At 59.5% G+C, this 6,738-nt stretch carries 7 protein-coding genes and 1 pseudogene; 4 read left to right on the top strand and 4 right to left on the bottom strand.

The genetic code is table 11. The features are described 5' to 3' along the window. On the bottom strand, positions 1 to 1,759 hold a 1,759-nt coding region (locus ACTH3D_RS12100), incomplete at its 3' end, for an LPS-assembly protein LptD (protein ID WP_441667380.1). Positions 1,760 to 1,993: 234 nt separating this feature from the next. Between ACTH3D_RS12100 and ACTH3D_RS12095 the strand changes: the two genes are divergently transcribed. From ACTH3D_RS12095 to ypfJ, 4 genes are read left to right on the top strand one after another with little or no spacing between them, the layout of a single operon-like run. Continuing rightward, complete coding sequence (locus tag ACTH3D_RS12095; protein ID WP_441667379.1) at positions 1,994 to 3,061, top strand: aminoglycoside phosphotransferase family protein; 1,068 nt, start codon at positions 1,994 to 1,996, stop codon at positions 3,059 to 3,061. Continuing rightward, on the top strand, positions 3,058 to 3,798 hold the full coding sequence (murU, locus tag ACTH3D_RS12090) for an N-acetylmuramate alpha-1-phosphate uridylyltransferase MurU (protein WP_441667378.1): 741 nt from the start codon (positions 3,058 to 3,060) through the stop codon (positions 3,796 to 3,798). Before ACTH3D_RS12095 ends, murU begins: the two co-directional genes overlap by 4 nt. After that, positions 3,773 to 4,192, top strand: a complete 420-nt coding sequence (locus ACTH3D_RS12085) for an OsmC family protein (RefSeq protein ID WP_441667377.1) — start codon at positions 3,773 to 3,775, stop codon at positions 4,190 to 4,192. Before murU ends, ACTH3D_RS12085 begins: the two co-directional genes overlap by 26 nt. 39 nt (positions 4,193 to 4,231) lie before the next feature. After that, positions 4,232 to 5,146: a KPN_02809 family neutral zinc metallopeptidase gene (gene ypfJ / locus ACTH3D_RS12080; RefSeq protein WP_441667376.1), complete on the top strand. Its 915-nt coding sequence runs from the start codon at positions 4,232 to 4,234 to the stop codon at positions 5,144 to 5,146. Here ypfJ and coq7 read toward each other — a convergent pair. The 3 genes and pseudogenes from coq7 to ACTH3D_RS12065 form a co-directional block, all read right to left on the bottom strand. Beyond that, positions 5,143 to 5,787 (bottom strand): 2-polyprenyl-3-methyl-6-methoxy-1,4-benzoquinone monooxygenase, encoded by a 645-nt coding sequence (gene coq7, locus ACTH3D_RS12075; protein ID WP_441667375.1) that lies wholly within the window; start codon positions 5,785 to 5,787, stop codon positions 5,143 to 5,145. The genes ypfJ and coq7 overlap by 4 nt on opposite strands. A 45-nt stretch (positions 5,788 to 5,832) precedes the next feature. After that, a complete protein-coding gene (locus ACTH3D_RS12070) occupies positions 5,833 to 6,174 on the bottom strand; it encodes a histidine triad nucleotide-binding protein (RefSeq protein WP_441667374.1) in 342 nt (113 codons plus the stop codon). A 43-nt stretch (positions 6,175 to 6,217) separates the two neighbouring features. Further along, positions 6,218 to 6,738 (bottom strand): annotated as a pseudogene (locus ACTH3D_RS12065) (phosphoribulokinase); the annotation flags it as partial.

Here is a 6,738-nt window from a genome sequence, read left to right as displayed (position 1 = left end):
AGGATACGCGATTTATATCCCCTACCCGGTCGCCTCCACTGAAGCGGTAGGGTGACCATAACTGACGCCAAGAAAACGCCAACTCCGTGGTATCAAAATCAGGAAATTCGCTCTGATTTCGCGCCGGCGCATAGGCATAGTTCAGACGCGGCTCTAACGTCTGGCGCCAGTCTGTCCCAATCAGTTTGAACTCTCGCTCAAAGATCAGCCCCATATCCAACGAGCTGACCGGCACCGTCTGGGACAGGCTTTTGCTGTTATCCGTGTCGCGCCTGCCGTAGTCAAGCTCGTAGGAGGTATGGATCAACGACACCTGTGGTTCAATGAAGCTCCAGCTGTTTTCATGACGCCAACCAACATCGGGTGACAGCCTCAGGCGAAAGCCGTCGGCCGCTTCCCTCAGTGGCACACGGCGACGACGGTCATCGAAGGTATAATAGCCTTGATCATCCCCGATGCTGTCACGCCAGAAATAGGTGAGGTTAGAATTCCAGTTCTGGTAAAGACCATTCTGCTGGCCCCAGCCTGCCGACGCCGTCAGGCTGGGCAGGCGATAAAATGGCTTGTCGGTGGGGTTAAGCGGATCATCCATGCGCTGATAACCCTGTGCGGTAGCGTTAAGGCGCCACACGTCGCCCTGGTGCGTGACAGTCGCCAAGCGCGGCATGGCAATGGTGTCATTTTCAGCAAAACTGCGACCGAAATCCTTGAAATAGTTGCCATCACTGGCTGCACCATAGCGCAGCTGGTAACTGGTGCGCGGATCGATACGGCCCTGGTGACGATAATCGATATACCAGCGTTTATCGCCATCCTCAAGTTCAGAGCGCGACGGCGCCTCAGCGCCTGCCCGATCGTCTTTACCAAGATAGGCACCCTCCAGGATGCCCCCGGAAGACGGCAACAGGTAGCGGTACTCGCCGCCCAGCATCAGGCCTCGCCGGCTGAACCACCGCGGTACCAGGGTCGCATCCTGGTTAGGGGCAATGTTCCAATAATAGGGCTGGGCGTAATCTAGGGATTTACCACTGATACCGATGGTCGGCCAGAGAAAGCCACTCTTACGGCGATCGTCGATGGGGAAGCTCATCCAGGGCCAGTAAAACACCGGCACCTTGCCAACCTCCAGGCGCGCATGACGCGCCGTACCGACGCCGGTCTCCCGGTCAAGCAAAATGTCGTTACCCACCAACCGCCAGAGATTGCTTCCCGGTTCACAGGTAGTGAAACTTGCTTCGCTAAGCCGATAGCGCTGGGCATCCAGTCGAGCCAGACGCTGAGCGTCACCGCGCAGCCCCTGCTCATGGGCAACGTAGTGGGCAGAGTCGATGCTGGCAGCCTCGCTGTCCAGTGAAAACTCCCCGCGCGCGCCGCGTATCAGCAGGTTCGGGTCACGCAACGTCAGACTCTCATCGGCAACCACCCTGTCTCTGGCCGGGGTAACGCGCAGGTTCGGCGCCTCCAGCTGGGTATCACCGCGGCGTAATACAACCTCGCCCTGAAGAATGGTCTCACCATCCAGGGCGTAGGCACCGCTGTCTGACTCACTGGCCACCCGGTCATCCGTGGTTGGCGGAAGCCGATACTCAGGCATGACATAACGGCCACTGCACAAGGCACCCTGTGGGCGATCAGCGCCCCAGGGCTGCCAGTCCATCTGGTCGGCCGGCAACGAAGCCGGTGGTGCCGCCAGCAGCGGAGAAGCCACGCCGCTGATCAGCAAGCCAGTCACGGCAATCCATTGGGGTCGCTTGCCCATGTGTCACGATGTCCTTGGCAAAGAGAAACGGTATTATACAGGCTCCATGCTGCCTGTCGTCCTGCCCATTCTGTACTTTTTCACAGCCGATTACAGCCGCCACCTCCTGTTTCAAGTGTTTCAAGCAGCACCAGGGCAAAGGACGGCAGCCTCGCCAGAACGGGGGCTCAGCATGGGGTGATGCTCAGCATGCGTCAACCCGCTCCTGATTTGCCGAACCCAAAGAGGAAAATGATGCCAGACGCTAACGCCCGCCTGCACCAGCTACGCCAGTGGAGCGCGACTCACCACGATCTCGCCAGCGATTCCGTGAATCTTGAGCTGGCTGCCGGAGACGCCAGTTTTCGCCGCTACTATCGCCTGACGCTGGCGGATGCGAGCACTCGCATGCTAATGGACGCGCCACCCCAGCAAGAAGATAGTGCACCTTTTGTAGCAATCGCCAGGCAATGGCAACTGGCCGGCCTGCCAGTGCCGCGGCTGCACGCAGTGGATCTCGACGCAGGCTTTATCGAGCTGGACGACCTTGGCGACAACCCCATGCAGTGCTGTCTAGACGGCAACGAAGGGGACGCCACCCTGGCCTGGTTCACGCGCGCTATTGAAGTCATTCACGAGCTCCAGAATCGCACCAACCCCGAGCCACTGCCAGACTACGATGCCGCTCTGCTCAAAACCGAGCTGGAGCTGTTTCCGGAGTGGTGCCTGTCGCGCTGGCTCAGTCTGCCAACGCCAGACAGTTGGCCAGCGCTGCGTGACAGCCTGATTCATGCGGCGCTTCAGCAGCGCACTGCCACGGTGCACCGCGATTTTGACGCCATGAACCTGATGGTGCACAACGACAGCCTCTATGTGATTGATTTTCAGGACGCGGTCGCCGGCCCGCTAAGCTACGACCTGATCTCACTGCTGCATGGCCGCTACTGCCGCTTCAGCCGCGAGCGTCGCCTGAGCTGGCAGGCCAGCTTCCACGCCCGCGCCCAGGCCGATGGCCGACTGTCTCAACAGTTGTCAGTTGATGACTTTCATCGTCAAGTGGCTGCCATGGCAGCACAACGCTCGCTCAAGGTGCTGGGCATCTTCTGCCGCCTGACACTACGCGACCACCGCCACGGCTATCTGGCACGCCTGCCGCACTTTCTTGACCACCTCAGCGATGCGCTGAATGACCTGGGCGCATCGTCCACTGGCGAGGCAGAACAGCCGTCACAGTCACTGGCAACGTTTCAGGACTGGCTGGAGAGCACACTTCGCCCCGCCCTGCTGGCTCGTGTGACGGCAAACACGGAGAACCACCCATGAAGGCCATGATCCTCGCAGCAGGCCTTGGCACCCGCATGCGCCCGCTGACCGACCACTGCCCCAAACCACTGCTCAAGGCTGGTGGCAAGCCACTGATCGTTCACCACCTGGAACGTCTGGCTGCCGCTGGCATTCGCGACGTGGTCATCAACGTCAGCTACCGCGCTGAGCAGATCATTGCTGCGCTCGGCCAAGGAGAAGCCTTTGACGTGCGCATTCACTGGAGCGAGGAGCATAGCCCGCTGGAAACCGGTGGAGGGATCCACCAGGCGCTGCCACTGCTGGGCAATTCGCCTTTTGTGCTGATCAATGGCGATGTCTGGAGCGACCTGGACCCCGGCCAGCTGGAGAGACTGGCTGATACCGACCTGGCCAGGCTGGTCATGGTGGATAATCCCGAGCATCATCCCCATGGCGACTTTCACCTGACCTCCCATGGCAAACTGCAGGCTGAAGGCACACCGCGACTGACTTACTCTGGCATCGCGCTGATCGACCCGGGCCTTATCGCAGACCACGAACCCGGCTGCTTCCCCCTGGCACCGCTGCTGCGTGACGCCATGCAACAAGGGCGCGTCAGCGGACATCATCATCGCGGCCAATGGGTGGATGTCGGCACGCCTGAGCGCCTACAGGTGCTGGACGACCAATTGCGTCAAGCTGATACTCAGAACGCCAACCACCTCATTACTTCAAATAAGGAAAAAACACATGCAAACCACCGTAAAGTGGACTGATGGGCGCCAGTTTGTTGCCGAGACTGGCAGCGGCCACAGCGTAGTCATCGATGGCCCCCCCGATCATGGCGGGCGCAACACCGGCCCCCGCCCCATGGAAATGCTGCTGATGGGCCTGGGCTCCTGCGCCAGTTTTGACATTTTGGATATCCTCGAAAAGTCCCGCGCCGATATCAGCAACTGTGTGGCCAGCATCGAAGCCGAGCGCGCCGATGCCGTGCCGGCAGTCTTCACCAAAATTCATGTACACTTCACCGTCACCGGGCGCGACCTGAAGGAAAGTCAGGTCAAGCGCGCCGTAGACCTCTCGGCAGAAAAGTACTGCAGCGTTTCGATCATGCTCGGCAAGGGTGGTGTCGAGATCAGCCACGGCTACACCATCATCGACGCCTGATTGGCACCGGAGTTGGCGCGACAGCAAGGGAGTGACGTCATGCGCTGGAAAGGCAGGCGACAGAGTCGCAATATTGATGACAGACGGGGGCAGCCAGCAGGCTTTTCAGCCTCTTCTGCCCGGGGCGGAGCCGGGCTGATAAAGCTGTTGCCCATGCTGCTGAGCACTAACGGTGGCCGAGCAATTCTTGTGGTCGGTGGTCTGGTAGTGGTTGGCGCCAAACTGGCCGGCATCGACCTGCTGCCCATGCTGATGGGCGGTGGGAGCATCAGCACTGCCCGCCATTCATCACCAGCGATGAGCCAGGCGCAGGAAGAGCTGGCCAACTTTGTTGGCGTGGTGCTGGCGGATACCGAAGACACCTGGCAACAGGTGTTCCGCGACAACGGCGCCACCTATCTGGAACCGACCCTGGTACTGTTTACCGGACAGGTCAACTCCGCCTGTGGCCGTGCCAGCGCGGCCGTAGGCCCCTTCTACTGCCCAGGCGACCAGCAGGTATATCTGGACCTTTCTTTCTTTGAGGAGCTCAGCCGACGTCACGGCGCGCCCGGCGACTTCGCCAACGCCTATGTGGTCGCTCACGAAGTGGGCCACCACGTACAGACACTCATGGGCATCAGTGATCAGGTTCGCCAACGTCAAGCAGGGGCGTCCAAGCGGATCGCCAACGAGCTGTCAGTTCGCCAGGAGCTGCAGGCCGACTGCTTTGCCGGCCTGTGGGGGCATTACGCCAACACCCGCAGCAATATGCTGGACCCCGGAGATCTGGAAGAAGCGCTACAGGCGGCCAGCGCTATCGGTGACGACCAGTTACAACGGCAAGCAGGCCGCGCCGTGATGCCAGACAGCTTTACCCATGGCAGTTCGGCGCAGCGGGTACGCTGGTTCAAGCGCGGCTTTGACAGCGGAGACCTTCAATCCTGCAACACTTTCAGTGCTGACAGACTTTAAAGCCGATACACACTCTTAGTCATGACCTTGGACATCAGCGTCATGCCGAACTTCACAGGTGCAGGAAAGCGTGCCCCCCCGGCCTCCAGCGCCTGCTGGGCATGCTGGGCTTCGTCAATAGCCATCTGCTCAAGCACGGCTCTCGAACGGCGGTCTCCCGCTGGCAGCGTCTCGATGTGCTCTTCAAGATGCTTACCCACCTGCTCTTCGGTAGCGGCGACAAAGCCTAGACTGATCTTGTCACTTACCGCGCCGGCAAGGGCACCGATGCCAAATGACGCCGCGTAATACAGCGGATTCAGCACGCTGGTGCGCCCATCAAGCTCCTTGATGCGCGATTCGCACCAGGCCAAGTGGTCAACCTCTTCCTCGGCAGCCTCTTCCATCTGCTCGCGAACCTCAGGCAGCCTGGCCGTTAGGCTCTGGCCCTGATACAGCGCCTGGGCGCAGACCTCCCCTGTATGGTTGATACGCATCAAGCCCTCAGCGTGGCGACGCTCGTCGTCATCAATAGGCCCATCCTGAATATCCGCGGTGGCCGGCGACGGACGCGTTTGCTGAGCGACACCAGGCACCAGCGTTCTCAGTGCCGCATCAAACTGGCCAACCAGACGGTCGGCCCGGGTAAACTGACGGGTCATGACTCCCCCTTGATCGATAAATGGAAGCGACAGCTCAGTCTGCGGTCAACCGGCAGGCCAGGTAAACTGGCGACCACCCATCAAGTGCATATGGATGTGGTAAACCGTCTGGCCACCCAGTTCATTACAATTCATGACCACACGATAGCCGTCGTCAGCGAAACCTTGCTCCCGCGCCAGCTTCGCGGCGGTGTATTGCAGTCGCCCCACCACGTCGAGATCGTCTTCCTCAATGTCATTAAGCGTCGAGATATGCTTTTTGGGAATGATCAACACATGAGTCGGCGCCTTGGGGTCGATATCGTGAAAAGCCAGCACATGGTCGTCCTCGTACACGATGTCAGACGGAATCTCGCGCTTGATGATTTTACAGAACAGGCAATCCATGGAATCCAGTCTCCTAATAAACCTTGATAGTTAACCCATCGGCTCAGCGAAAGCGGCGTTGCGCCATCAGGTGGCGCACCAACGGAGCCAGGATCAGCTCCATGGACAATGACAACCGCGCGCCAGGCACTACCAGCGTATGCGGCCGAGTCATGAACGCATCCTTTATCATCGTCAACAGGTAAGGAAAATCAACGTTGGTCGGGTCGCGAAAACGGATCACCACCAACGACTCAGCATCTGACGGGATATCCTGCATGCCAAAGGGGTTGGACGTATCCACCGTTGGCACCCGCTGAAAATTGATATGGGTACGCGAAAACTGCGGCTGGATATAGCGCACATAATCATCCATGCGCCCTAGGATGGTATCGATCACCGCTGCCTGAGAATGGCCGCGAAAGTGCATGTCCCGATCAATTTTCTGAATCCACTCCAAGTTCATGGTCGGCGCCACACCCACCAGCAGGTCAACGTGACGGGCAATGTCAAAATCCGGCGTCACCAGGACGCCATGCAGCCCTTCATACAGGAGCAAATCGGTACCCTCGGGGATCGGCTCCC

The sequence above is a fragment of the Halomonas sp. genome, from assembly GCF_052095765.1.
Classification (GTDB): domain Bacteria; phylum Pseudomonadota; class Gammaproteobacteria; order Pseudomonadales; family Halomonadaceae; genus Halomonas.
The sequence above is the reverse complement of the archived record's forward strand: the minus strand, read 5'-3'. Positions and strand labels throughout refer to the sequence as shown.